The following is a 24,212-nucleotide window of genomic DNA, read 5'->3' as shown; positions in this document are numbered from 1 at the left end:
TGTATGCGGTGCCGCACTTCCAGGTTGAAGGTATGGATGTGAATCTGTCATTGGTTTCCCAGATGCCAAAGGCGAAAGCCTGATTGCCCTTTGTCCTTGAAGTTGCAGCGTTGTTGGCTGCCTTCTCTCCCCCCAGTCATTGACGTTAGTCAACTCCTGGGGATTCGTTCAGTTGCCGTCTAGCTGCAACACCAATGACTTTGGGCATGATTGTACGCAAGGAAGTACCGATGAAAATTTATCGTCCGTTATGGAATGACGGGGCCTTTTTGGCCCCACAACAATTCCAGCAACAGTCGCGCTGGGATGCCTATGTGGCAGACAGCGTGGCCCACATGACACTGGCAGCGCCATGGGGGGTCATCGATGCGGCATTCGACAGTGGTTCGTTGGCGCTTTCCCGCCTGAATGCACTGCGGCTGGTGGTGCGTTTTCCCGATGGCACGCTGATTGATTCTGAACGGGCGGATAACTTGCCGCCTGCTTGCGATTTGTCGGCGGTGTCAGACCGTGATGTGGTCGATGTGGTGCTGGCATTGCCGTTGCTGTCGGCTAACGGTGGCAATCTGGATGATGGTCAGGACAGTGCGCGCCCGCGCCGCTGGCAGCAAGAATGGGTCACGGTACAAGAGCTTGCTGGTCATGAGCGCACTGAACTGGCGATCATGCGCCATGCGGTCACGCTGCGTTTTGCCCATCAGGAAAACAGTGCTTATCTAACCTGTCCGGTGGTGCGCTTGATACGCAATGCTCAGGGACAGTGGGTGCAGGATGAGACTTTTATCCCGCCGATGCTGTCGCTGGCGGCCAGTCCGGTGGTGCTGACTGAACTGGGGGATTTAATCCACCGTTTGCAGGCGCGTCGGCGTCGCTTGATGGCCATGCGGCGTGAAAGTAACGAGCGGATGGCCGATTTCGCGGTGGCCGATGTGTCGCTGTTCTGGTTACTGAATGCGTTAAACAGTGCCGAGCCGGTACTGATGGAGCTGTACCAAACGCCTTCCCGCCATCCCGAACTGTTCTATCGCGAACTGGTCCGTCTCGCCGGTAGCTTGCTGACCTTTTCCCTTGAGCATAAAGCCGAAGATATTCCGCTGTATCAACATGATGCGCCGGAGCAGGTTTTCCCGCCGCTGTTCACTTTGCTTGATGCCTTGCTCGAAGCCAGCCTGCCGTCCCGTATGGTGGCGATTGAACTGACTCACGCGGGCCAATTCTGGACCGGTTCATTGCATGATGCTCGACTGCGTGAAGGGGCTGATTTCTATCTCTCAGTTCGCTCTTCCATCCCCAACCATCTGTTGCAAACCCAGTTCCCGCTGCTGTGTAAGGCTGGCAGCGTCGAGGATGTGTCCGATGTGGTTAACGTGGCATTGAACGGTGTGGCGATGAAACCGCTGTCTCACGTGCCAGCCGCTATCCCACTGCGTCTGGAGAATCAGTATTTTGCCCTCGACCTCACGGGGCCAGCCGCGCAGGCCATGCTGGATGCGGGTAACTGTGCTTTCTACACCCCAGGTTCACTGGGTGATGTCACACTCGAACTGTTTGCGGTGCTACGCTCATGAGCAAAATAACTACCTCTGTGGTTGATGCGGCCTTTTATCCCTGCTGGCTGATGGTCAGTCAGTTGCGTAATGGGCAGGAAGTGGAAGATGGCGAAGCCTTGTATCGCCGTGCCTGTGAGTGGATTGATGGTGCACGCGAGACGTTGTCGCGTGCCGGTTTCAGCGACATCAGCTGTGACCATATGCTGTACACCCAGTGTGCGTTACTGGATGAAAGCGTGCTGAACCGCCAGAAACAGGACAGCGGCTATAGCAAATGGCTGAAAGACCCACTTCAGGCGCGCTACTTCAATACCCTGAACGCAGGTGAAGAGTTGTGGGAGCGGATCCGCACGGTGTTGCAGGAACCCGCCCCAGACACGGCAGTGCTGACCTGTTTTTACCGTGCATTGACCCTCGGGTTTGCCGGTCGCTACCGTGAACAGGGCGACGAGCGCCGAGAAGATGTGGTGCGTAAGCTGAGTCTGCTGGTGCCGCCGTTTACTTCTTCGCAGGAAACTCCGCTGGTCTCGCGCTCACTGCGTCTGCGGTCTGGGCGCAAAACCTATTGGTTTTCGTGGGTGGCGGGCGTCGCAATACTGGTTGCTCTGTGGTTCACGTTGTCCAGCCAACTGACGCACATGGTGTCTCAACTGACCGGGATGCACTAGCGGATGCGCGGATTAACACCGTTACTGCTGCTGCTGCTGGGTACCTGTCTGGCACTGTGGCTTATCCTAGGGTTCTGGCCGTTGGGCACCGGCAGCCGTGTGGCACTGAGCATACTGGTTGTCATCCTCAGCGGGGGTGTCGGTTATTTTCAGTGGCGCAAACACAACCGCTATAAAGTGGCTCACCAGTCCATTGCAGATTCAACGTTGCCCCCTGAAGATTTTCAGGGCGCGGTGGTACTGGTTTGTGGTGACAGCGATGCTCTGTTTTCTACTTCTGCATCTTTTCGCGAAACCCGTCAAGGCTGGTATCTGGCGGTGCAACTGCCAGAACAACTGCCGATCCTCGCGCAACATCTGGCGGCGGAACGCCCGGCACTGATTGCCCAGATTTCGGTGTTACTGGCCATTGTGCCGGAACAGCATCAGGACCGGGATGATTTTTCACAATCCCTGCGTGCCTGGCAACGGGCTGTGGTGCAGTGCAAAGGCTGGCTTGCGGGGATCCCACCGGTTTGGCTAAGCATCTGGCTGTCACCGCCAATGGCCTCAGCAGCGCAAACGGAACCTTGGTTTACGGTCACTCCGGGGCAAAAGGGTATTCAGGTTCAGGAAGCAGGGGCAGGGGTCATGCCGCTGGTTGAATGGAGCCAGCATCAAGACCGCAACGTTCAGGAAAGGTTGAGCGCGGTATTCTGGATGGAGAGTCTTCTGTCCTGGCTTGATGAACATGTTCTGAGCATCCTGACCCAGCGGCATGGCGATGTCCCGGCGCTGACCCTGTGCGCCTGGGGTTGCTGCTTTACCCCGGTTACGGCGCGTCACGACAATCTGTGGCAGGCGCACATTAGCGGGATAACCACGCTGACCCCGGTGGCGACCCCACAGCCAGAGTGTCTGCCGTTGCCAGACGTGCTGCTGCCTTATCTGCCACGTCGTCGCGGCGTCTCGCGCCTGATGCAGTGCTGGCAGATGGCCGGTGTGTTGTGCGGGGTATTTTTACTGTTTGCCCTGCTGGCCTCGTTTGTCAACAACCAGCGGCTGGTGCAGAGCGTGGGCGATCATCTGTCACAGTATAACCACCTCACCGGCACCCCCCCAGCCCCTAAGACTCTGGCTCAGCAACAACTGCGCACGGATGCACACCTGTTGGATGATTGGTTACGCAGTGGTGCACCGATGCGTTTGTCACTGGGGTTGTATCAGGGGCTGCGGCTTAGGGCTCCGCTTGATATTGCTATCAATAGCTGGACGGCTCCGCCACCCCCGCCACCGGTGATTAATCGAATTGTTCAGGGGCCCAAAACCCTGCGCCTCGACAGCCTGTCACTGTTTGATGTGGGCAAATCAGAACTCAAATCCGGCTCCACCAAAGTGCTTATCAACGCACTGGTCGGGATTAAGGCCAAACCCGGCTGGCTGATTGTGGTGGCGGGTCACACCGATATCACCGGTGATGAAAAATCCAACCAAATTCTGTCACTTAAGCGGGCAGAGTCGGTACGCGACTGGATGCGCGATACCGGGGATATCCCGGAAAGCTGCTTTGCGGTACAGGGTTATGGTCAGAGTCGTCCGCTGAAATCTAATGATACGGAAGCGGGTCGTGCGGCCAACCGCCGTGTCGAAATCAGTCTGGTACCGCAGGCTGATGCCTGTCAGGTGCCCGACGTAAAAACAGCGTCACAGGATGAAAGTGACGTATCAACGCAAGAAATGGAGAAGTAAACCATGGCAATTCCAGTTTATCTGTGGCTGAAAGACGACGGCGGTGCGGACATCAAGGGTTCTGTTGATGTGCAAAGCCGTGAAGGCAGCATTGAGATCGTGGCACAGGACCATAACCTGTACATCCCAACCGATAACAATACCGGCAAGCTGACCGGCACCCGTATCCACACCCCGTTCGTGTTCACCAAAGAAATCGATGCGTCCACCCCGTATCTGTACAAAGCAGTGACCACCGGTCAAACATTGAAAACCGCCGAGTTCAAATGGTACCGCATTGATGACGCCGGTCAGGAAGTTGAATATTTCAACACCAAACTGGAAAACGTCAAAGTAGTCAAAGTCGCGCCGAAAATGCACGACGTGAAAGATCCGGCGAAAGAGAAGCACAATCACCTGGAACTGGTGGAATTGCGCTACGAAAAAATCACCTGGACCTTCAAAGACGGCAACATCATTCATTCCGATTCATGGAACGAACGCGCCACGGCATAGTTACCCGTCATGCTTCGCGCCGCAGGTGCGTTGGCGACGTTCGCTCGCCCTGGTCACAGAGTTATCTCTGCTCCCAGGGCCTCGTTCACTTGCCGCCTGCCTGCAACACGAATTATTTAGGGTAACCCCGCAAGTAGGCGGTTCGCCGTCTGCTTTTTTGTCGTTGGCGAAACTGCTTGTTCAGGCTGTTTCGCCAACAGCAAAACAATTCGGACATCGACCTAATGGGCCTGGGCTCCTGCAAAGGAAAGGCTAAGGGCGGTAGCGTACCTAAAAAAGGAATACAGCATGGAACATCAGTCAGCCGTTTTACTTCGTCGTCTCAACCCCTATTGTGCGCAGGCACTGGCCGGTGCCGCCACCCTGTGTCAGACCCGCGCCCATGCCGAGATCACCGTCGAACATTGGCTGTTGAAATTGCTGGAACAGGGCGAGGGTGATATCACGGTGATTGCCCGGCGTTATGAATGGGATATGGACAGCCTGTGGCAGGGGTTGCTGGCCCATCTGGACACCTTGCCGCGCACGGTGCAGGGCAAACCCCAGTTGTCCGCCGCGTTACAGCAACTGATCAAAAACGCCTGGCTGGATGCTTCGTTGCAGGAAGATGCCGATGCGGTGCGCTCCGCCCATCTATTGTCTGCCCTGATAAACTCACCATCATTATTGGCCGCCGAGGCGGGATGGCCGTTGCTCAGCCTGAGTACCACTCAGTTGCACCGCTTGTTGCCCTTGTTGGATAATCAATCCGATGAACGCCCTGAGGTGCAGCAGGCAGCAGCACTGGCAGACAGCCCGGTCAATCTGACCGATGAGGCCCCGACGGTTACCTCTGCCAGTGGTCAGCCCCAACTCAATGACGCCCTGCAAGCGGCGCTGGATAAATTCACCCTCGACGTTACCGCCAAAGCCCGTGCCAACCAGATTGACCCTATTTTTGGTCGCGACAGCGAGATCCGCCAGATGATTGATATCCTGTCGCGCCGCCGTAAAAACAACCCGATTTTGGTCGGTGAACCGGGGGTGGGTAAAACCGCCTTGGTTGAAGGGCTGGCACTGCGCATTGCTGACGGCAACGTACCGGACAGCTTAAAAACCGTCAGTGTGCGCACGCTGGACTTGGGCCTGTTGCAAGCTGGGGCGGGTGTTAAAGGCGAGTTCGAACAGCGCCTGAAGAATGTCATCGAGGCGGTACAACAATCCCCCAGTCCGGTGCTGCTGTTTATCGACGAAGCCCACACCATTATCGGTGCCGGTAATCAGGCCGGTGGTGCCGATGCGGCCAACCTGCTGAAACCGGCACTGGCGCGTGGTGAACTGCGCACCATCGCTGCCACCACCTGGTCAGAATACAAACAGTATTTTGAGCGTGATGCCGCACTGGAACGCCGCTTCCAGATGGTGAAAGTGGACGAACCGGACGACGCCAAAGCCAGCCTGATGCTGCGCGGCTTAAAGGGCCGCTACGCCCAGCACCACGGCGTGCACATTCTGGATTCTGCTATCACTGCGGCGGTTACCCTGTCGCGCCGCTTTCTGACTGGCCGCCAACTGCCGGATAAAGCGGTTGATCTGCTCGATACCGCCGGTGCCCGGGTGCGCATGAGCATCGACACGCTACCGGTCGCGCTGATGGAAATTAACGCCGAACTGGCTGCATTGGCGATGGAGCAGCAGGCCATTGAGCATGATTTGCTCCTGCTGCCGAGTATTGGTTCAACGCGCTTATCTGAAATTGATAAACGCCGCGCCGAGCTGGCCGTTGGGCAGCAAAAACTGGAACAGCAATATGCAGCAGAGAAACGTCTCACCACACTGATTGTTGACGCGCGTCAGGATATCGCCAACGTGGCACATCTGGCCAGGTTGCAGGAAGAGTTAAGTCAAATTCAGGGCAATGCGCCGCTGCTGTCGCTGGATGTCGATGTGCGCACGGTGGCAACGGTTATCGCTGACTGGACCGGCGTGCCGTTGAGCAGCCTGCTGAAAGACGAACAGACTGATTTATTGCAACTGGAAAACCACCTCGCGACCCGCGTGGTCGGTCAGGATGCAGCGCTGGTTGAGATGGCCCAACGGCTGCGTGCCGCTAAAACCGGCCTGACCTCTGAAAATGGCCCGCTGGGGGTATTCCTGTTGGTCGGGCCGAGTGGGGTGGGCAAAACCGAGACCGCGCTGGCGCTGGCCGATACCCTGTTCGGTGGCGAGAAATCGCTGATCACCATCAACATGTCTGAATATCAGGAAGCGCACACCGTCTCCCAGCTTAAAGGTTCGCCACCGGGCTATGTCGGTTACGGTCAGGGCGGCATTCTGACCGAGGCGGTGCGCAAGCGCCCGTACAGCGTGGTGCTGCTGGATGAAGTGGAGAAGGCCCACCGCGATGTGCTGAACCTGTTCTATCAGGTGTTTGACCGGGGCATCATGCGCGATGGCGAAGGGCGCGAAATTGATTTTCGTAACACCGTGATCCTGATGACCGCCAATCTGGGCAGTGATCATCTGATGCAGTTACTGGACGAGCAGCCGGAAGCGACGCACAGTGATTTACACGAGCTGCTGCGCCCGATCCTGCGCGACCATTTCCAGCCCGCGCTATTAGCCCGCTTCCAGACCCTGATCTACCGCCCACTGGACGCCATCGCGCTGCGCACCATCGTTGCAATGAAACTGGCACAGGTCGCCAAACGCCTGAACAAACATTACGGCCTGCACTGCACCATTGAAGAAAGCCTGTATGACCAGTTGGTCGCCGCCTGCCTGCTGCCGGATACCGGCGCGCGCAATATCGATAGCCTACTGAACCAGCAGATTTTACCGGTACTGAGTCAGCAACTGTTAAGCCGTCTATCTGAGCAACAGCGCACCACCGCGCTGACGCTGGGCTGGGATGAAGCCGACGGGATCACCTTGGAGTTTGGTGATGAGGGGCTAAACCTTATCTAACCAAGAAAATAGTAACCCCTAAAAGATAGGGGACGTAGCCAGTGCTGCTCGTTTATTGCCCAGGAGGATTATACCTATGGATACGGTTGAAGAACTTAACGGTACTTATTTTTTTAATGGATTAAATAATCTGACGGCTTATGAGTTGCTGTTTTGGATATTGGTGGATGAAACTGAAAATCAACTGGGCATCAAGGATATCGTAGGTGTGGCTTTTGTGATCCTCGGTAATAATAGTGTCGACGTACCTGGAAAACCCAATACAGCAACAAAAGGTACGTCGCATGCGTCACTTTTTTTCCGCAAGCATCTCAGCTACAAATTCAAAAAACGCGTCTTACCAACATTGACAAAAAAATCCTTTTCGTTAAGCGGCGTCAAGGTGTTTTGGGTTAATAATCTGGGGGCATTTGCAGGAAGAGCAGTTCCCGTTTTAGGATGGATTATACTGGCGACTGATGTGGCCACGATCAGTTTCAAAACCGTCAGCAGGTATAACACCATCGCGCGAGCGGAGGATAAAATCGGGTGAACATGACAATCGAAGACAGCGTCAGAAAATTTGTCAAAAGCGAGCTACCGCTGGTGACCAGCCTGTTCATGAAAAAAATTGATATTGACGATGACACCCCCTTACAGAATCTGCATGAAGCAGATGATGTTGCTGAGATGACAGAAAAATTTTTCTCACATTTTAATGTTCAGCCCGCCGGATTTTCTCTCAGTAACTATTACCCCTGGAAGGTTAAATCCGTATTTTCACGAAAAGCCCTTAATCAAAACAAAATACCCTTAACGGTTGGGATGTTTATTGAATCAGCCAAAGCTGGACATTGGCTCTATAACGGCAAGCCCGGCTGAATTAAGCAGCAAAGGGATTGCATTTAAGCCCAACTCAGCCGGAAAGGCGAGTATGTATGCCAGTTTTGCATTAGCAGAATCCCGGACTAAAGGAACTCTATATTTACCTGATAGGAATGGTTGGACAATAGAATACCCACATAAAAATGGTGGGAGGGGATCGTTGGGGACAATTCTCTTTGAACTGACATTATCTCTATCAGGTAGCTTAGGTGCTAGCCTTGCAATTGAAGCCGGAGTTAATTTAAACGGTAATAGTATTAAAGGGGTACCAGCCAAATCGGGAGAAGGTTCGGAGGGAGGGCCTGGGCGCCGTAAAATGGATATTACCAAAGCAATAGATGATTCTGATATCGCCGGTGAGTTGAGTGTTTTTGTCGGAATAGAGTATGGGGTGAATCTTAGCGGTGCTTTGAAATGGAGAAATCCAGAAAAACCCAAAGATTTTGCCGTATTGGCAAAAGTGGGGGCGGGGGTAACCGTTCAGGCTGGTGCCGGTGCCAGCGGTATGATTACGTTCACTTTCAAAGGTGGAACGGTACGGACTATGGTCAAGGGCGGATTATGTTGGGGAGGTGGCGGTAAAGGCGTTGCCAGTTTTGAGATTGATGTAGAGAAAATTGCGAGTGAATTTTTACCCTGTTTCACTTACATGCTAAGAAATATGGATTATGAAAAACTGACAAAAATAGTGTTGGAAAGTGATTATTATGCTTTTTGTATGCTACCAATTTTATTATTAAATGGCGTTAAATTTGGGGTGGAAATAGAAAATATAACAGAATCCTTGATTAGTTCTTGGGAATCTAAAGAACAACGTGTCACGTTAATGGATAAAATTAATGATAGCGATGGCGATTGTTTAAAATATTCTCCGCCAGAAACCAAAGGGGCGGTGATCGCTGCTCTGATTGAAACTAATTTCTGGGATACTCTCAGCCTTTCAAGTAACCAGATGCAACCCTGTGACGGGCCAGGGGCGATAATGAGTGCACGTAAGTTGGCGATTTTATATACCCTTAAATGGGTGCAATCACAACGAGATTATGAAAATGTAATGCAGCATCTGGATAAAATTCCTGGTGCTAAGGTTAAGGGGGACTGGGAAAAGAATCAGCAGCAGGTATTGGCGTTTCTGGCAAAGGGCGAGGAAGCCCGTATTTATCCTTATGTTGGTTTGGTACAGGCAAGCCATTATGCAGAGAAACTGGCACAAATTTACGTTTCGTTGCCTACAGCCAACAATATTGATCCTGATATACCATTACAACCCGTTAATTCCGTATTATTAAGTAGTTGCAGTAAACTGGTTTATCAGCAACATAATAAAAATAACGGAGCAATGCTGGCATGAATAAAAAAATAATAATCCCTGTATGTGGCACGGTTCTGATTGGCGCTATGTTATTAGCATTTAAGTATCAGGCGGATAAAACAGATCACCAGCAGATACAGCAAGAGGCTCTGGTAAAAGAATCACTGGCCAATATGGTCTTTGTGACAGGAGGGGAGTTTATGATGGGCGACTTTGGTCACCGGGTCGGCGAGTATCTCCCTTATAGCCCGGATCAGGATAATAAACCGGAACAAAAAGTGACGCTGGATAACTTCAGTATTTCAGCATATCGAGTCACCTGGGGGCAGTTTAATCGTTATCTTGAGATCCAAGGACGACCAAAAACAAATGCATACAATCGATTAATAACCATGGAAGATGAAATACCCGCATTTTATCAAAGTACCGGAGACGGTTATCCAGCCTCAGTCAACTGGCACGATGCAAAAGCGTATTGTCAATGGTTAGGTAATGTGGTGAGTAAAACAATAGATTTACCGACGGAAGCTCAATGGGAATATGCTGCTCGTAGCGGTGGAAAACTACTGGTATTTGCTAATAACAATAATGTGTTCGAACCGGAAAAAAACTTCTCTTCTGAATTATCCCCTGTAGGAACATATCCCCCCAACCCGCTAGGTTTGTACGATATGATGGGGAACGGCCATGATTGGGTGGAAGACTGGTATGATGAAAACTATTATCAGCAGTCACCAAAGCATAATCCCCGTGGCCCAGAAAAAGGAACGGACAAAGTGACGCGCGGCTCAGTTGGAGCTCACTCTATAAGTAATATGACCTTTACCCGCTCTAAAAGGAACCTGATTGAGTTTGAAAAAGGTGGGAAAAGCACTTATCCTCCAGGTTATGGGTTTCGTTGTGTGGTGAATGATCTTAAACCTTTATAGTTATTTAGATTAACTCCTATTAATGCTGACATGAATAAAAAAATAATAATCCCGGTATGTGGCACGGTTCTGATTGGCGCTATGTTATTAGCATTTAAGTATCAGGCGGATAAAACAGATCACCAGCAGATACAGCAAGACGTCCTGGTAAAAGAGTCACTGGCCAATATGGTCTTTGTGGCAGGAGGGGAGTTTATGATGGGCGATTTTGGTCCTTTAGTTGGAGAAAAATTGCCATTTACCGGAAATGAGGATGATAAAGACCTTCATAAGGTTAAACTCAGCGATTTTTCAATGGGGAAATATAAAATCACCTACAAAGAATACGATGAATATTCTTTGTTGACTAATACAAAAAAAATAACTCCATTAAAATTATGGATCAAAGATTACCCTAAGCTTCGTAATCCGGATATGCCAGCAGTGACAACCTGGCAACAAGCAAAAGACTATTGTCAATGGCTAGGAAAACAATCAGGAAAAAGTATTGATTTACCAACAGAGGCACAATGGGAATACGCGGCCCGCAACAAAGGCAAATATATTGTGTTTGCCACAAATAATGGAAAATATGAACCCGGTAAAAACATGGCTGACGGAGAACAAAAACTAACGCTCACTGGTATAGACGGATTCAGCTATATCATAGGCCAGTTCCCTCCTACTCCACTTGGTTTATTTGACATGGCGGGTAATGGTGTGGATTGGATGAATGACTGGTATGAAAAAGATTATTATATAAATTCACCAGGATTAAATCCACAAGGACCAGTCAATGGAAATTATAAAGTTATTCGAGGGTACCTTGGGGGCGGAGGGCCTTTTACTAATCAAACTATGTACCGCCAATTTGTAAGGCCAGACCCTGATAAAGAAGAAGGAGGAATAATTCCAATATATAATTTCCGTTGTGTCATTAATAAATGATGGATAGTAACACTTAGGAAGTTGAATGTGAATAATATATATAACACTATATTTTATTCTGCTTATTAGCGGGTGTGATCAAAAACATGAAGAAAAGACCAGCAGGTATCAGGCGGAAGATTCTTTAGCCCAGCAGTCTCTGAATAATATGGTCGACATTAAAGGTGGCAGTTTTATGATGGGGGACTTTGGTCCTTTAATTGGAGAAAAGTTACCACTCACTGGAAATGACGATGATAAAGAACTTCATAAAGTTACGCTCAGCGACTTTTCAATGGGAAAATATAAAGTAACATTCAAAGAGTATGATGAATATTCTATCTTAAGCAAAAAAAAACACAATTTCTCCTTTGACATCGTGGTTAAAGTATTTTCCTAATGTTCGAGATAAAAATATGCCAGCGATAGTTAACTGGCAACAGGCAAGGGAATATTGTTTGTGGTTAGGAGAGCAATCAAATAAAAAAATAGATCTTCCGACTGAATCGCAATGGGAATATGCTGCACGGAATAGAGGGGGGATATGTTATTTTCGCAACGAATAATGGAAAATATGAGCCAGGAAGTAATTTAGCCAACAGCGTTCAAAAATCAGAAATGTTAGTAGATTCTGGTTTTAGTTATCCTATCGGAAAATTTCCTCCTACTCCACTTGGTTTGTTTGATATGGCAGGTAATGGCGTAGACTGGATCAGTGACTGGTATGATGATAGCTATTATAATAATTCTCCTGAAATAAATCCTCAAGGTCCCGATAATGGTGTGTATAAGGTAATTCGAGGTTATCAAATTGGTGGTGGAGAGTTCACAAACCAAACGGTATACCGGCAGTTTTCGAAACCTGATCCTGATAATAAAGATAGTGGGATATTTCCCAAGTATAATTTCCGTTGTGTGGTAAATAAATAATAACCTCTGATTGTAAAACGTTAATATCCTCGCGATAGATTTTATAAAACAAGGATTCTCATGCCCAAAGGTTTCGTATTACTCGGCGATAAAACCACCCACGGTGGTTCCGTTATTTCTGCCTCCTCGACCATGGTTGTTAATGGCAAAAAAGTCGCACTGATTGGCGATGAAGTCAGTTGCCCGGTCACCGGGCATGGCACTAACCCCATCGTGGAGGGTTCGTCTGAATGGTCTTCAGACGGTAAAGCAGTCGTGGTGGATGGCTGCCATTGTCAGTGCGGTTGTCAGGTCATCTCCAGCGCATCGGATTGTGCAATAGGATAAATCATGGGCTGGGAACGTCAAAACCCCTTTACGACTGAGCAGCCTACACCGCCTTCGTCTGCGAGCTGGTTGCTCGGCGCGGTGCTGGCAGTTATCGCGAGTGTGTTGCTGTTTATTTTACATGCATCCGGCTCACTGAGTGTGTTGAATTCAATCAATATCTGGCTGCTTGCTTTGACACCACTGGTGTTCTGGATACTGGTTTTCAGCCTACGTGGCTACCTCTACGGACGTGAGCTGGAACACTTTCAGTTCTTACAACATGAGGCCAGGCACGCGCAGCAGCAGTGGACAGACTGGGCGGAACGTTATCTGGCTGTGTCAGCAAGTTGTTTGCTGCTGCCTGACCATATCTCAGCGGCTTTGTTACAACAAAATGCCCAGGGGCTGACGCAACAACAGGGTCTGGTGCGCCGTATTGATTATTTGGCAGAAGACACACAGCTATCTCTGACGGCAATTAACGGGTTACTGAATGGAATCGAAAATGCACTTCTGGCTCTTCCTCAGGAATTATCTCTCCAGGTCACGCTATTAACCGATGAACCGGAAGCAATCCGGCAGGATTTATACGCTCTGTTTGCTGGCTGCTGGCAGGAAAAGTTTCCTGAACACTCTGCTCCTTCATCGTTGAATATCACGGACCATTTATCCTTCCATACCCTTGATGAGCGACTTAAACAGCCTGAATCCACCCTCCAGCTGGTTCTGGTTATGCAACTGCAGGGGGGAGAGCATTATTCCGACGGGTTGGCAGCATTGCTGTTCACCAGTGACGATGTGGCACAAAAATATGCAATACCTCATTCCGTTCGGTTGCTGCGCCCTATGGCGCTGGATGTGAGCAATCTTGCAGAAGAGCTGACATTGTTTCTGACCACTCAGACGCAGGCGCGCCTGACCGCCAGTATTGTTGGTGACCATCAAAAGTGGACGGCGTCATCCGCTACGCTCATCCAAATCGGCAACGCGCTGGGTACGGTCTGGCAGGCCGAAGATATTCAGACTATTGAAACATATTGCGGTATCCAGGGGCCTTTTTCCCCGTGGTTTACCCTTGCTCTGGGGGCTGACTTGGTCGGTATCGGGAAGCAATCATGGTTAGGGTTATCCACAACAGGAGCAGAAAATTTTGTCTATACCATCACATCAGGGAGTGGGGATGAGCGTGTTAAGTAGGATCTGGCGTGTTGGAGGACTGACAGTGCTACTGCTGGCGGCACTGAGTCTCATTGGCTGGGCAATCTGGCACCAGGGTGAAATGATAGGGCTCGATACGACCAACAAAAAAGTCGTGGTATTCCTGCTGGTCTGTTTGCTGGGTATGGCGCTGCGTTTTGGCCCCGCCTTTCTCCATTTAGTGCGCCAATTAATGCACAGAAAAGAAGAGAAGCAGCAAAATATTCTGCCGGGCAGTGAAGATCGCCTGCTACAAACACCGCCCCGTCATGTCACGGTCACTGAATTACAACAAGCCCTGCACCATACCTACGGCCGCTTCTGGCCCCGCAAAGTGCGCATTCTGTTACTCACCGGCAGTGCGGCTGATGTTGAACAACTCACCCCCGGCCTGACGTCGCAATACTGGCAGGAAGACAGTGGCACCGTGCTGTTGTGGGGCGGCGATTTGGGGGCGCAGGCTGATAGCGCATGGCTGAGTGCTTTACGTAAATTGCGCCGCCGCCCGCTAGATGGGGTGGTCTGGGTGACCTCAGCCCTGGCTCAACGCACGACGCTGGGTCAGAAAGAATCAAAAACAACCCTCACCGTCGATATGATGGACAGCGTGGCACAAGCGTTCGCGGCACGTTTTGAGCTGCTTGGCTGGCGGTTGCCGCTGTATGTCTGGTCACTGCATGCCGATGACGGGGCCGATCGCATCACCCAATCCGTCGGCTGTTTGCTGCCAGCGGGCTGTCAACCGGACGAACTGAGTACACAGCTTGCCGGGTTGGTGCCGTCGCTGATTGAGCAGGGTACACAACAGATTAGCAGCAACACCCAGCACCCGTTTTTGTTGCAACTGGCCGATCAATTAGCGCGTCAGCCAGATTCTGTCGCTAGCCCGCTGGCTACGCTGCTGAACCCGTATCGACCTTCACCGTTGGCGGGGGTGATATTCAGCCCGGCGTCGGTCAATGCAAAACGTAGCGTGAAACACCACTGGGGCAAGGATAATCGCTGGGATGTGTTGATGGATTCACTGCCATCATTGCCCTCCGGCTTAGCCGCGAAAAAGCTCGGATTTGCCTGGCGTAAAACGCTGGCGTTGGCGCTGGCTGGCGTCATGGTGGTATGGGGCGCGGGCATGGTGATGTCATTCCTGATCAACCGTGACACCCTGAATACCAGTGAATCTCAGGTGAAACTGGCGGCTAACGTGCAGCAGCCGTTGCCAGCCCGTCTTCAGGCGCAGTTGGATCTGCAACACACATTAGACAGATTACAGTATCGCCAACAGCAAGGTGCGCCGTGGTACAGCCGGTTTGGTCTGAGCCAGAACGATGCTTTGCTGGCCGCGCTCTGGCCACATTATCAGGCCAGCGCCACCCCTCTGCTGCGTGATGCCGCCGCTCGTCACCTTGAAGCGCAACTCAGCACCATGGCGCAGCTGCCACCGGATTCTCCGTTGCGTGACACGCTGGTAAAACCTGCCTATGACCAGTTAAAACTCTATCTGATGCTGGCGCGCCCGGAGAAAATGGATGCGCCATGGTTTAGCACCACGCTGCTTCATGACTGGCCACAGCGCAGTGGTGTGCCGGACAGCCTCTGGCAGGGCAGCGGTCCCGCTCTACTGGATTTTTATGCCCGTAATCTTTCCCTGCACCCGGCCTGGCGTCTGAAACTGGATGAAAACCTGGTCAGTCAGGTACGTACCCGGTTGATCAGTCAGATGGGTGCTCGTAACAGTGAATCTTCGCTCTATCAGAAGATGCTGGCTCAGGTGGCGAATCAGTATGCTGATCTGCGCCTGTCTGATATGACCGGTGATACCGATGCTGAACGGATTTTTACCACCGATGCCGTCGTGCCGGGCATGTTCACCCGTAAAGCCTGGGATGACGCAGTAAAACCGGCGATTGAAAAAGTGGCCAGTGAGCGTCGGGAAGAGATGGACTGGGTACTGAGTGACAGTAAAAATACCGCATTGCAGCAGGATTCTCCCGAAGCCCTGCAGGCACGTCTGAAGGCGCGCTATTTCGCTGATTTCTCTACCAGTTGGCTGGACTTTCTCAACAGCCTGCACTGGCAGCAAGCACAGACATTATCGGACTCCATCGACCAGCTCACCCTGATGGCAGACGTGCGCCAGTCACCTCTGGTGGCGCTGATGAACACCCTGAGCGTACAGGGGAAAACCGGGCAAACCGGTGATGCGCTATCGGATTCGCTGGTCAAATCGGCCAAAAATCTGTTAAACCGCGATGAGCAGCCCGCTATTGATCAGCAAGCGGGTGCACAGGGGCCGCTGGATGCCACTTTCGGGCCGGTACTGGCGCTGATGGACGGCAAGGCTGGCGGGCAGGGCAACACTAACCTTAGCCTGCAAACCTTCCTGACCCGTGTTACCCAAGTACGGCTTAAACTTCAGCAGGTGGTGAATGCCGCCGATCCTCAGGCCATGACCCAGACCTTGGCGCAGACGGTCTTTCAGGGCAAGGCGGTCGATCTGACCGAAACCCGTGATTACGGCAGTCTGGTCGCCGCCAGTCTCGGGCAGGAGTGGAGTGGCTTTGGCCAGACGGTATTTGTCCAGCCAATGGAACAGGCGTGGCAGCAGGTATTAACCCCCGCCGCTCAGAGTCTGAATGCCCAGTGGCAGGCGTCGATTGTCGATGACTGGAACAGTACCTTTGGCGGACGTTATCCGTTAAAAGATACCAGCAGTGAAGTGTCACTCCCGCTGCTGGCACGTTATCTCAACAGCGACAGTGGCCGTATCGCCCGCTTCCTGCAAACCCGGCTGAATGGCGTGCTGCACAAAGAGGGCAGCCATTGGGTGCCGGACAGCATCAATGCTCAGGGGCTGACGTTTAACCCGGCGTTCCTGAAAGCGGTGGACCAACTGAGTTATTTGTCTGACGTGGTGTTTGCCAACGGTGAAGCAGGCATACGCTTTGAACTGCGCCCCGGCACCGCCAAAGACGTGATGCAGACCGATCTGGTGATCGACAGCCAGAAACTCAGCTATTACAACCAGTTGCCGGTCTGGAAACGTTTCACCTGGCCCAACGACACCGAAGCACCGGGGGCCAGTCTGAGCTGGATAAGCACTCAGGCCGGTACCCGGCAGTTTGCCGATCTCCCCGGCGCTTGGGGGTGGATCCGTTTACTGGATAAGGCGCAGGTCACCCCATATCAGGGAGTCAACAGCAGCTTTAATCTTAGCTGGAAAGCGCCTGACGGCAGGCCGCTGAACTACACCCTACGCACCGAAGCCGGGGAAGGCCCGCTGGCGTTACTGAAACTGCGTAACTTCGTCTTACCGACGCAAATATTCAGTGTGGATGCCACTGGTGCTGTTCAAAAAGCGGATGCCGCAACTGGAGAAGAATACTGATGGCCACCTTGCACAGCTTACTCAACGCCTGCCATGCTGAACAGCAGGCGCTTGCGCAACCGGTCCAGCAGCAGATTGCGCTGTGGGAAAAGTGGCTTATCCCCATTGCTGCCCAGTCACCGGTAGGTGAGGATCCCGGTTATGACGATGACTTCCAGCAGATGCGTGAAGAGGTCAACAAACTGTCCGGCGCGGACACCGGTTTGGTCTGCGCACTGGCGGAGAAGCTGCTGACCGGTGCGTGCAAAGATGTGCGCGTCGCGACCTATTATATCTGGGCGCGACTGCACATCGATGGCGAAAGCGGGCTGGCGGATGGTCTGGCTCTGCTGGCCGGGTTGGTCCAACGTTTTGGTGATGCACTGCATCCACAACGGGGCAACAGCCGCAAACTGGCACTGGAATGGCTGGCGGGGAGCCGGGTGCTGGACAGCCTGTCACTCTATCCGGAAGTGGCAAAGGCTGACTTTGAGCGCATCGTGGGCGCGCTGGCGCTAATCGAAGACGGTGTTGGTGGCTGGGATGAGCCTACCCGCCCTCAGTTCGCTGGCCTGTATGCGGCATTGGAAAATCGACTGATGCAGTCCGGCGGCCCAGACGCCGTCATTCCACAAAACAGCAGCACCCCCCGTCACGCCGCATCGGATGCCCCTGCACTGAAAGCGGTCAGCTCCGGGCGTGATTTGCTCGATCAGGCAAAGCTGCTGGCGAGTTTCTTGCGCGACCAGCCGAACGGCTGGCTGTCGGGACATCGTCTGATGAAAAGCATCCGTTTGGACACGTTGCATGAATTGCCGCCGTTGGCCGCCGACCGATGTACCCGTCTGGCCCCACCCAAGCCGGAGAATCGTGCCCTGCTGAAACGACTCTATCTGCAACAAAGCTGGCTGGAATTGTTGGAGCAAACCGACATGCTGTTCGCACAGGGCGTTAATCACCTGTGGCTGGATCTCCAGTGGTATACCCATCAGGCATTGACCAAAACAGGCGGGCTGCATGAGCGTTGGGCTGACATCATTCAGCAGGATTTGAATGGTCTGCTGACCCGTCTGCCGGGGCTTGAAGGTCTGGCGTTTAATGACGGCACCCCGTTTGCCGACGCAGTGACGCAAAACTGGATAACTCAGCAGGTGATGGCCGCCGAAAGTTGGGGCAGTGAACCGGCTGCCTCCGCCAGCACGGCGGGTGATGACGATATTCTGCAACTGGAGCCGGAAGCGCTGGCGCAAGCCGATAGCGAAGGTGTGGAAGCGGCACTGAACTGGCTGCAACACCGCCCAGGCACCCGCACACTCCGCCATCAGTGGTTGATCCGTCTGCTGATGGCGCGGGTCGCCGAACAATATGGCAAAAATGACATGGCGCTGCATTTGCTGGGTGAACTGGAGGGGAACGCGACCTTGATGACGCTCAGCCAATGGGAACCGGAACTGCTGTTTGAAGTGAAAGCCCGTCGCCTGAAACTGCTGCGCATGAAAGCCAGCCGGACAGAGTCGGACAAATCACGGCTGCATGGCGAGATGGAAAACCTGCTCGCCGGATTAGTGGCCCTCGACCCGGCACGGGCTGCGGTGCTGTGTGGCTAGCGCCAGAAAAAAATCAAATGCCGGAAATGATGCCGGTGAAATTAACACTTATTTCAGGAACAAAAAGTCGTAATGAAAATAACTAAATCTGCAGCCTGTTTCAGTCTGGTGCTGTTGCTGTCCGGGTGTACCGCTGTTTTATGGGGTGGAAATAAAGTAACAGAAAGCCGAATGGAGAAAGTGACTCAACTGAAGGATAACGTAACCGGCGTATTTCAGTATAAAAATCTTGCCGCCTCAGTTGTTAAGGGTAAATCCAACATTCCGCTGACTATTCCCTCAGAAGGTATCGCATTTCTGGGGGAGAAAAACATCTATATTCTGACCCACGGGGCGACTGAGCTGCTTTCTTTAAATAAAGTTGCAGACAGAGTGCCTATTATTTCCGGAGAAGAAGAAAATACACTGAAATTGAAACTCCTACCACCACAGAAAGGAGATGTCACGATTCACTTTAAGGATATCCTGCTGATTAAAGTGAACAAAGACAATGGTGAGCTTTCACCAGAAGAGATGACAATAATTAAACAGTCAGGCTTTCATCATTCAGGTGGGCGCTATTGGAAAAACGTCGATATTGAAGGGGTGATAATTCCACGTAACAGTCTGAGTTATCAGTTTATTGATACAGAATCTCTGGGAAGAAAATATATTATTGAATTTTATTCGTGGGACAATAAAACGAATTTTTATCCGAAAAACCTCGCCACCAATATTGTCCTCACGCCGCTGACGGCTGCCGCTGATATTGTTTTCTTTCCAATATCTATCCAGTTTCTACGTTTAATTGTCGGACCACATTAAAGCTAATTTCAATTGGAATAACATGAAAGACCTTACCCTGCGTTATTACGATGCTGAAATGCGCTATCTGTGCGATGCAGCGAAAGAGTTTGCCCAAACTCACCCTGATCGGGCGGCGATGTTAGATCTGGATAAACCCGGTACGCCTGACCCTTACGTTGAACGCCTGTTTGAAGGTTTTGCCTTCTCCATGGGGCGGCTGCGCGAAAAAATTGATGACGACCTGCCTGAGTTCACTGAAGGGCTGGTGAGCATGCTGTGGCCGCACTATCTGCGCACCATTCCTTCGCTGTCCATTGTCTCGCTGACCCCGGATGTTCCGGCGATGAAAATGGCTGAAATCGTGCCCGCAGGCATGGAAATCTATTCCCGCCCCATCGGGCCGAAAAATACTGTCTGCCAGTACCGTACCACCCGCGAGATGGTACTCAACCCGCTCGCCGTCTCAACCGTGGTGATGGCGACTGAGCCGGACGGCCGTTCGGTGCTGCGCCTGCGACTGGCCTGCAGCCCACAAGCTGACTGGTCACAGGTGGACTTACGTCGTCTGTGCTTTTATCTGGCGGGAGAGGCGGCGGTCAGCAGTGCGTTACATCTGGCCCTGACCCGGCGTCAGGCCGCGCTCTACTTGCGTCTGCCCAATCAGGCTGAGCGGATAAAACTGGATGGCTGGTTTTCGCCCGGTGGCTTTGCAGACCAAGATCTGCTGTGGCCCAAAGGCGACAGCGCCTTCAGCGGCTATCAGTTGTTGCTGGAATACTTCACTTTCCGCGAGAAGTTTATGTTCGTGCATCTGAACGGGCTGGAAACCGTGACGCTGCCAGCGGGGATTGCCTGGTTTGATATCGAGGTGGTGTTTGACTGCCAGTGGCAAAACGACCTGCCGGTCAGGGATGACGCGCTTAACCTGCATTGTGTGCCAGTGGTTAACCTGTTCTCACTGGAAGCGGATCCGCTGACCATCAATGGACTGGAAAGTGAGTATATGCTGCGCCCGCGCCGCTTGCAGGATGGGCACACCGAAATTTACTCCGTGGACACGGTGACTGGCTCGCAGCGGACATCCGATGCCACCTATGTTCCTTTTACCAGTTTTCGCCATCGCGGTGGCATGCAGCGACGGCATGCACCGGAACGCTATTTCCACACGCGAGTGAAACGGGGGGTGACCGGGCTGCACGATACCTGGCTGATCCTCGGCGGCCAGCAGTGGGAAGCGGACCGGCTGTTCACCCGCGAGGCGGTGTCGCTGAAAATTACCGGTACCAATGGTCAGCTCCCGCGCAAAGCGTTACAGAGCACGTTGTTGGACCGCTGCGAAGCAGTGTTACAGACGCCGCTGAAAGTACGCAATCTCTGCAAGCCGACGCTGCCCTCTTATCCCCCGGCGGAAGATCACTTCCAGTGGCGGGTACTGAGCCATCTGGGATCAAGTTACCTCAACCTGATGAGCAGTGCGGAGGTGCTACGCGGGACGCTGGAGCTGTACAACTGGCAGGGGGATGAACTGAATAATCGCCGTCTTGATGCCATTCAACAGGTGCAGCACCACCAGACGCAGCGGTTTGAAAAGGGCTTTCTGCTGCGAGGTATCGACATTGAAGTGACACTGGATGGCAACGGCTTTACCGGTGAAGGCGACATTCACCTGTTCGGCGAGATGCTCAACCGCTTCTTTGCGCTTTACGCTGACATCCATCTGTTTAATCAGCTCACCCTTATCGTTCAGCCTGCCGGGAAATGTATCCGATGGAAAGAGAATCATAATCAGCGTCTGCCCGGCTAATCGAACAACTGTGGGATAAACTGCCGTATACCCAGTTTTATCGCTTCTGTCAGTTACTGGAACAAAGCCAGCCGGATGCGCCCCCGCTGGGTAGCCACTGGCAGGTCAGGCACGATCCGGTGCGTTTTCGCCCCCATCCGGGCATGGGGTTTCCGGCCAGTGAATTTAAACGGATAGAAATACCTGAGCATCCACACCTGCCGCCGACCATCCGCACCACCTTTATGGGATTGTATGGTGTGGAATCGCCGCTGCCCACCGCCTATATCGACGATATTACCCAGCGCCGCGAAGGGCATGAGGCGGTCAGCGACTTTCTCGATATCTTCAATCACCGGCTGACCACGCAGTATTATCGCATCTGGCGTAAATACTCCTATCCGGCCAGTTTTTCGCCCGGCGGCACCGATAAAACCTCTCAATACCTGTTGAGCCTTTGTGGTTTGGGTATTGAGGGATGTGCACAGAATATCGCCACGCCAGTATCCCGCTTTTTGGCGCTAACCAGCATGATGCGGCTGCCCACGCGCACCAGCGAAGGCATTATGGCGCTGGTTCAGTTGCTGGCACCGGAAACAGAGGCCCGCGTGATAGCCCATGACCGCTGCCGTATCCCGTTACACAACCCACTGACCATGAGCACGCGCCACCCGGTCAGCATGAGCAACAGCCCGGTGATGGGCAGTCACGCGGTGGATGTTAACAGTCAGGTATTGCTGAGATTGAAGACGGATAATCCCGATGAAGCCCGCGAGTGGTTGCCCGGCGGGCAGTTACACCGCGATTTGCTGGCGTTATTGCAGGTGTATCTGGGGTCACGGCTGCATGTGCGTTTACAACTGTCGGTGTTACGCGCGCTATTGCCTGATGCGCAACTCTCCTGCCAGCCGAAAAGCACCGGTATTCTGTTAGGCAGAACCGCCGTGATGCGCACACAGCGCGCCGCGTCAACCCGACAAAATAATACTGAAATGATCACAATTAATCTGGGCCGCTATCAGCGTGTTCAGGAAAATCTTCACCGAAGGGAAACTGATGAATATGGCGATTACCGCTGGTAAAACACCTTTTGCATTACTGATGCTGGTCATGATATCCACCCTGAGCGGATGTGGACTGACCCAGAAAGTGAGTGACGGCACGGTCGCGGTGACAAAATCCATTTTTTATAAGCAGGTGAAAACCCTGCATCTGGATATACAGGCGCGGGATGCGGTAAACAACAACGCGACCGGTGCCCCACTGGCCACGGTGGTGCGCATCTATCAGCTACAAGACCGCAAAACGTTTGACGGTACCGATTATCCCTCATTATTTGCCGAGGACAGCCAGGCCATCAAAGCCGATTTACTGGCTGAAAAAGATATCCGTATTCGCCCAGGTGCTGCGGTGTCCATTGATATGCCGCTGGACGAAAAAACGCAGTATGTGGCGGTGGCGGGTATGTTTTTGGCACCCGATATCGCGAATAACACCTGGCGGGTGGTGTTGAGCCGTGACGACCTCGACCCCGATAAGGCTCGTCAGATTGAACTGAATAATCATGGCATGACGTTATTACCCCTGAAGGATAAGTAAGATGCCCCAGCCTTCGCTCTATGAAATGCTGTTCGGTACAGATATAAACTCGATGGGCGGCTGTTAAGCGAATATCCCATGGAGCAACAAGCGCAAATTATTGCGGATAACTTTACATTGCAGGCGCGTGGTTATAGTGCATGGAGGCGATTGAGAAGAAATAATATTATTACTCTTGATGGCGATATTTCTGAAGTCGTAATAAGAAAATCATACCGAAATGTACTGCGAGGGTTTCCTTGGTGATAAGAAACAAACTGCGTTTTCTATTTTTCACGATGTTGTCTTTATTTTGCTTATTGATGTTAACAGGATGTCCATGGGGACAAATGAAGTATTATCCCTCTGAGACGGCCAGCACCTACATGAATGGTGATTCAGTATGCTTCTTTATTCCTAATGCACAAGATTATCAGCCTGTTTTTATATCTATTAATCTCAGGAGTACCCCCCCTAAAGAAGGGACATTCACAGATGAACCTAATCTAACAATTATAGATGGGAAACTTTGTATCCCACCTTCGTTTTATCATCTTCCTGATACATCCACTGGACCTTTTATTGTTCAACTCGTTATTGAGTCCAAAGATAAGGGTAACCATCCAAGACATTTTGTATTGGGATTTGAAATGCTCAATAGAAGGGCTTATGACGTGCCGCTAACTAAACGCGAATATGATGAGCCATCCATTGCTAGCAAAATTTAACGATAAAGATAGGTTTTGCCTGTTTTGTACTTGAAATAAGCAGGTTATTACCACGGAGTAAAACCCATGAATCTTACTAACACGCTACAGAACACATTATCAAAACTCACCGGAACTACTCTGAATCGCTACCGCCTTGATATTCCTTCCTGCCTGTCACCATTGGACGTCGAAGATTTCAGCGGCAATGAGGGACTCAGCAATACATATCACTACAATATACTGTTCACCAGCACAGATAAAAATATTGATGCGGACCAATTATTGCGCAAACCGGCAACGCTGACGATGGGGACTGGCTTGTTGCAGAGTTTGATGGAACAGAAGGTGGTACACGGTGTTATCACAGATTTTCGCCGGATATCGGGTTCAGCCGACCAGGTTAATTATCAGATCACGCTAGAACCTTTCATCGCATTGTTGGATAACCAGTACCGAACACACCGTTTCTTTGTTAATAAATCGGTACCGTCAGCCTGTTTGCGCAGGGGGCTGGGATGCAGTTGTATGCCGGAGCCGGAAAAGTGGATAT

The 24,212-nt window shown here is 51.9% G+C and carries 24 protein-coding genes; all 24 read left to right on the top strand.

Annotation, left to right across the window (positions count from 1 at the left end; all coding sequences use genetic code 11):
• Positions 1-83 (top strand): hypothetical protein (locus AEP37_RS27360; protein WP_227507558.1); only part of this gene is annotated, 83 nt, incomplete at its 5' end.
• A gap of 147 nt (positions 84-230) precedes the next feature.
• Positions 231-1,568: a type VI secretion system baseplate subunit TssK gene (gene tssK, locus AEP37_RS19855; RefSeq protein WP_049614979.1), complete on the top strand. Its 1,338-nt coding sequence runs from the start codon at positions 231-233 to the stop codon at positions 1,566-1,568.
• Positions 1,565-2,218 carry a type VI secretion system protein TssL, short form gene (tssL, locus tag AEP37_RS19850; protein WP_072086368.1) on the top strand — a complete coding sequence of 218 codons (654 nt, stop codon included), beginning with the start codon at positions 1,565-1,567 and terminating at the stop codon, positions 2,216-2,218. Before tssK ends, tssL begins: the two co-directional genes overlap by 4 nt.
• Before the next feature lie 3 nt (positions 2,219-2,221).
• The gene (locus AEP37_RS19845; RefSeq protein ID WP_049614978.1) at positions 2,222-3,946 is read left to right on the top strand and encodes an OmpA family protein; all 1,725 of its coding nucleotides are present in this window, start codon (positions 2,222-2,224) and stop codon (positions 3,944-3,946) included.
• A 3-nt stretch (positions 3,947-3,949) separates the two neighbouring features.
• Complete coding sequence (locus tag AEP37_RS19840; protein ID WP_002210014.1) at positions 3,950-4,441, top strand: Hcp family type VI secretion system effector; 492 nt, start codon at positions 3,950-3,952, stop codon at positions 4,439-4,441.
• 288 nt (positions 4,442-4,729) lie between these two features.
• Positions 4,730-7,387 (top strand): type VI secretion system ATPase TssH, encoded by a 2,658-nt coding sequence (tssH, locus tag AEP37_RS19835; RefSeq protein ID WP_049614977.1) that lies wholly within the window; start codon positions 4,730-4,732, stop codon positions 7,385-7,387.
• Between the two features lie 76 nt (positions 7,388-7,463).
• Entirely contained in the window at positions 7,464-7,919 is a 456-nt protein-coding gene (locus tag AEP37_RS19830) for an STM2901 family protein (protein WP_049614976.1), read from the top strand.
• A 2-nt stretch (positions 7,920-7,921) separates the two neighbouring features.
• Positions 7,922-8,248 (top strand): DUF1493 family protein, encoded by a 327-nt coding sequence (locus AEP37_RS19825; RefSeq protein WP_049614975.1) that lies wholly within the window; start codon positions 7,922-7,924, stop codon positions 8,246-8,248.
• Entirely contained in the window at positions 8,199-9,602 is a 1,404-nt protein-coding gene (locus tag AEP37_RS19820; protein WP_167337947.1) for a hypothetical protein, read from the top strand. The genes AEP37_RS19825 and AEP37_RS19820 overlap by 50 nt, the downstream gene beginning before the upstream one ends.
• Positions 9,599-10,492: a formylglycine-generating enzyme family protein gene (locus tag AEP37_RS19815; protein ID WP_053101984.1), complete on the top strand. Its 894-nt coding sequence runs from the start codon at positions 9,599-9,601 to the stop codon at positions 10,490-10,492. The genes AEP37_RS19820 and AEP37_RS19815 overlap by 4 nt, the downstream gene beginning before the upstream one ends.
• 30 nt (positions 10,493-10,522) lie before the next feature.
• Positions 10,523-11,419: a formylglycine-generating enzyme family protein gene (locus AEP37_RS19810; protein WP_049614974.1), complete on the top strand. Its 897-nt coding sequence runs from the start codon at positions 10,523-10,525 to the stop codon at positions 11,417-11,419.
• 175 nt (positions 11,420-11,594) lie between these two features.
• The gene (locus AEP37_RS27630; protein WP_268872767.1) at positions 11,595-11,798 is read left to right on the top strand and encodes a hypothetical protein; all 204 of its coding nucleotides are present in this window, start codon (positions 11,595-11,597) and stop codon (positions 11,796-11,798) included.
• A 16-nt stretch (positions 11,799-11,814) separates the two neighbouring features.
• The gene (locus tag AEP37_RS27625) at positions 11,815-11,964 is read left to right on the top strand and encodes a formylglycine-generating enzyme family protein (RefSeq protein WP_268872768.1); all 150 of its coding nucleotides are present in this window, start codon (positions 11,815-11,817) and stop codon (positions 11,962-11,964) included.
• Entirely contained in the window at positions 11,918-12,328 is a 411-nt protein-coding gene (locus tag AEP37_RS27620) for a formylglycine-generating enzyme family protein (RefSeq protein ID WP_268872769.1), read from the top strand. The genes AEP37_RS27625 and AEP37_RS27620 overlap by 47 nt, the downstream gene beginning before the upstream one ends.
• 60 nt (positions 12,329-12,388) lie before the next feature.
• Positions 12,389-12,655, top strand: a complete 267-nt coding sequence (locus AEP37_RS19800; protein WP_049614973.1) for a PAAR domain-containing protein — start codon at positions 12,389-12,391, stop codon at positions 12,653-12,655.
• A gap of 3 nt (positions 12,656-12,658) precedes the next feature.
• Positions 12,659-13,834, top strand: a complete 1,176-nt coding sequence (locus AEP37_RS19795) for a hypothetical protein (protein WP_049614972.1) — start codon at positions 12,659-12,661, stop codon at positions 13,832-13,834.
• On the top strand, positions 13,818-17,219 hold the full coding sequence (locus AEP37_RS19790; RefSeq protein ID WP_049614971.1) for an ImcF-related family protein: 3,402 nt from the start codon (positions 13,818-13,820) through the stop codon (positions 17,217-17,219). The genes AEP37_RS19795 and AEP37_RS19790 overlap by 17 nt, the downstream gene beginning before the upstream one ends.
• The gene (gene tssA / locus AEP37_RS19785) at positions 17,219-18,805 is read left to right on the top strand and encodes a type VI secretion system protein TssA (protein ID WP_049614970.1); all 1,587 of its coding nucleotides are present in this window, start codon (positions 17,219-17,221) and stop codon (positions 18,803-18,805) included. Before AEP37_RS19790 ends, tssA begins: the two co-directional genes overlap by 1 nt.
• Positions 18,806-18,877: 72 nt before the next feature.
• Complete coding sequence (locus AEP37_RS19780; protein ID WP_049614969.1) at positions 18,878-19,609, top strand: YidX family protein; 732 nt, start codon at positions 18,878-18,880, stop codon at positions 19,607-19,609.
• Positions 19,610-19,631: 22 nt separating this feature from the next.
• A complete protein-coding gene (tssF, locus tag AEP37_RS19775; RefSeq protein ID WP_049614968.1) occupies positions 19,632-21,395 on the top strand; it encodes a type VI secretion system baseplate subunit TssF in 1,764 nt (587 codons plus the stop codon).
• Entirely contained in the window at positions 21,395-22,456 is a 1,062-nt protein-coding gene (gene tssG, locus AEP37_RS19770) for a type VI secretion system baseplate subunit TssG (protein WP_072086367.1), read from the top strand. Before tssF ends, tssG begins: the two co-directional genes overlap by 1 nt.
• A complete protein-coding gene (gene tssJ / locus AEP37_RS19765) occupies positions 22,437-22,973 on the top strand; it encodes a type VI secretion system lipoprotein TssJ (protein WP_280512718.1) in 537 nt (178 codons plus the stop codon). The genes tssG and tssJ overlap by 20 nt, the downstream gene beginning before the upstream one ends.
• Before the next feature lie 242 nt (positions 22,974-23,215).
• Positions 23,216-23,680 (top strand): putative T6SS immunity periplasmic lipoprotein, encoded by a 465-nt coding sequence (locus tag AEP37_RS19760; protein ID WP_235801414.1) that lies wholly within the window; start codon positions 23,216-23,218, stop codon positions 23,678-23,680.
• A gap of 66 nt (positions 23,681-23,746) precedes the next feature.
• The coding region (locus tag AEP37_RS19755; protein ID WP_049614965.1) for a contractile injection system protein, VgrG/Pvc8 family at positions 23,747-24,212 on the top strand (466 nt) is incomplete at its 3' end.

It is taken from the genome of Yersinia pekkanenii, assembly GCF_001152565.1.
Taxonomy (GTDB): domain Bacteria; phylum Pseudomonadota; class Gammaproteobacteria; order Enterobacterales; family Enterobacteriaceae; genus Yersinia; species Yersinia pekkanenii.
Note: the sequence above shows the minus strand (reverse complement) of the source record. Positions and strands in the feature narration are given on the sequence as shown.

Coding starts and splice junctions, on each gene's coding strand:
- tssK (WP_049614979.1), top strand. CDS start 231: ATGAAAATTTATCGTCCGTTATGGAATGACGGGGCCTTTTTGGCCCCA.
- tssL (WP_072086368.1), top strand. CDS start 1,565: ATGAGCAAAATAACTACCTCTGTGGTTGATGCGGCCTTTTATCCCTGC.
- AEP37_RS19845 (WP_049614978.1), top strand. CDS start 2,222: ATGCGCGGATTAACACCGTTACTGCTGCTGCTGCTGGGTACCTGTCTG.
- AEP37_RS19840 (WP_002210014.1), top strand. CDS start 3,950: ATGGCAATTCCAGTTTATCTGTGGCTGAAAGACGACGGCGGTGCGGAC.
- tssH (WP_049614977.1), top strand. CDS start 4,730: ATGGAACATCAGTCAGCCGTTTTACTTCGTCGTCTCAACCCCTATTGT.
- AEP37_RS19830 (WP_049614976.1), top strand. CDS start 7,464: ATGGATACGGTTGAAGAACTTAACGGTACTTATTTTTTTAATGGATTA.
- AEP37_RS19825 (WP_049614975.1), top strand. CDS start 7,922: ATGACAATCGAAGACAGCGTCAGAAAATTTGTCAAAAGCGAGCTACCG.
- AEP37_RS19815 (WP_053101984.1), top strand. CDS start 9,599: ATGAATAAAAAAATAATAATCCCTGTATGTGGCACGGTTCTGATTGGC.
- AEP37_RS19810 (WP_049614974.1), top strand. CDS start 10,523: ATGAATAAAAAAATAATAATCCCGGTATGTGGCACGGTTCTGATTGGC.
- AEP37_RS27630 (WP_268872767.1), top strand. CDS start 11,595: ATGATGGGGGACTTTGGTCCTTTAATTGGAGAAAAGTTACCACTCACT.
- AEP37_RS27625 (WP_268872768.1), top strand. CDS start 11,815: ATGCCAGCGATAGTTAACTGGCAACAGGCAAGGGAATATTGTTTGTGG.
- AEP37_RS27620 (WP_268872769.1), top strand. CDS start 11,918: ATGCTGCACGGAATAGAGGGGGGATATGTTATTTTCGCAACGAATAAT.
- AEP37_RS19800 (WP_049614973.1), top strand. CDS start 12,389: ATGCCCAAAGGTTTCGTATTACTCGGCGATAAAACCACCCACGGTGGT.
- AEP37_RS19795 (WP_049614972.1), top strand. CDS start 12,659: ATGGGCTGGGAACGTCAAAACCCCTTTACGACTGAGCAGCCTACACCG.
- AEP37_RS19790 (WP_049614971.1), top strand. CDS start 13,818: ATGAGCGTGTTAAGTAGGATCTGGCGTGTTGGAGGACTGACAGTGCTA.
- tssA (WP_049614970.1), top strand. CDS start 17,219: ATGGCCACCTTGCACAGCTTACTCAACGCCTGCCATGCTGAACAGCAG.
- AEP37_RS19780 (WP_049614969.1), top strand. CDS start 18,878: ATGAAAATAACTAAATCTGCAGCCTGTTTCAGTCTGGTGCTGTTGCTG.
- tssF (WP_049614968.1), top strand. CDS start 19,632: ATGAAAGACCTTACCCTGCGTTATTACGATGCTGAAATGCGCTATCTG.
- tssJ (WP_280512718.1), top strand. CDS start 22,437: ATGGCGATTACCGCTGGTAAAACACCTTTTGCATTACTGATGCTGGTC.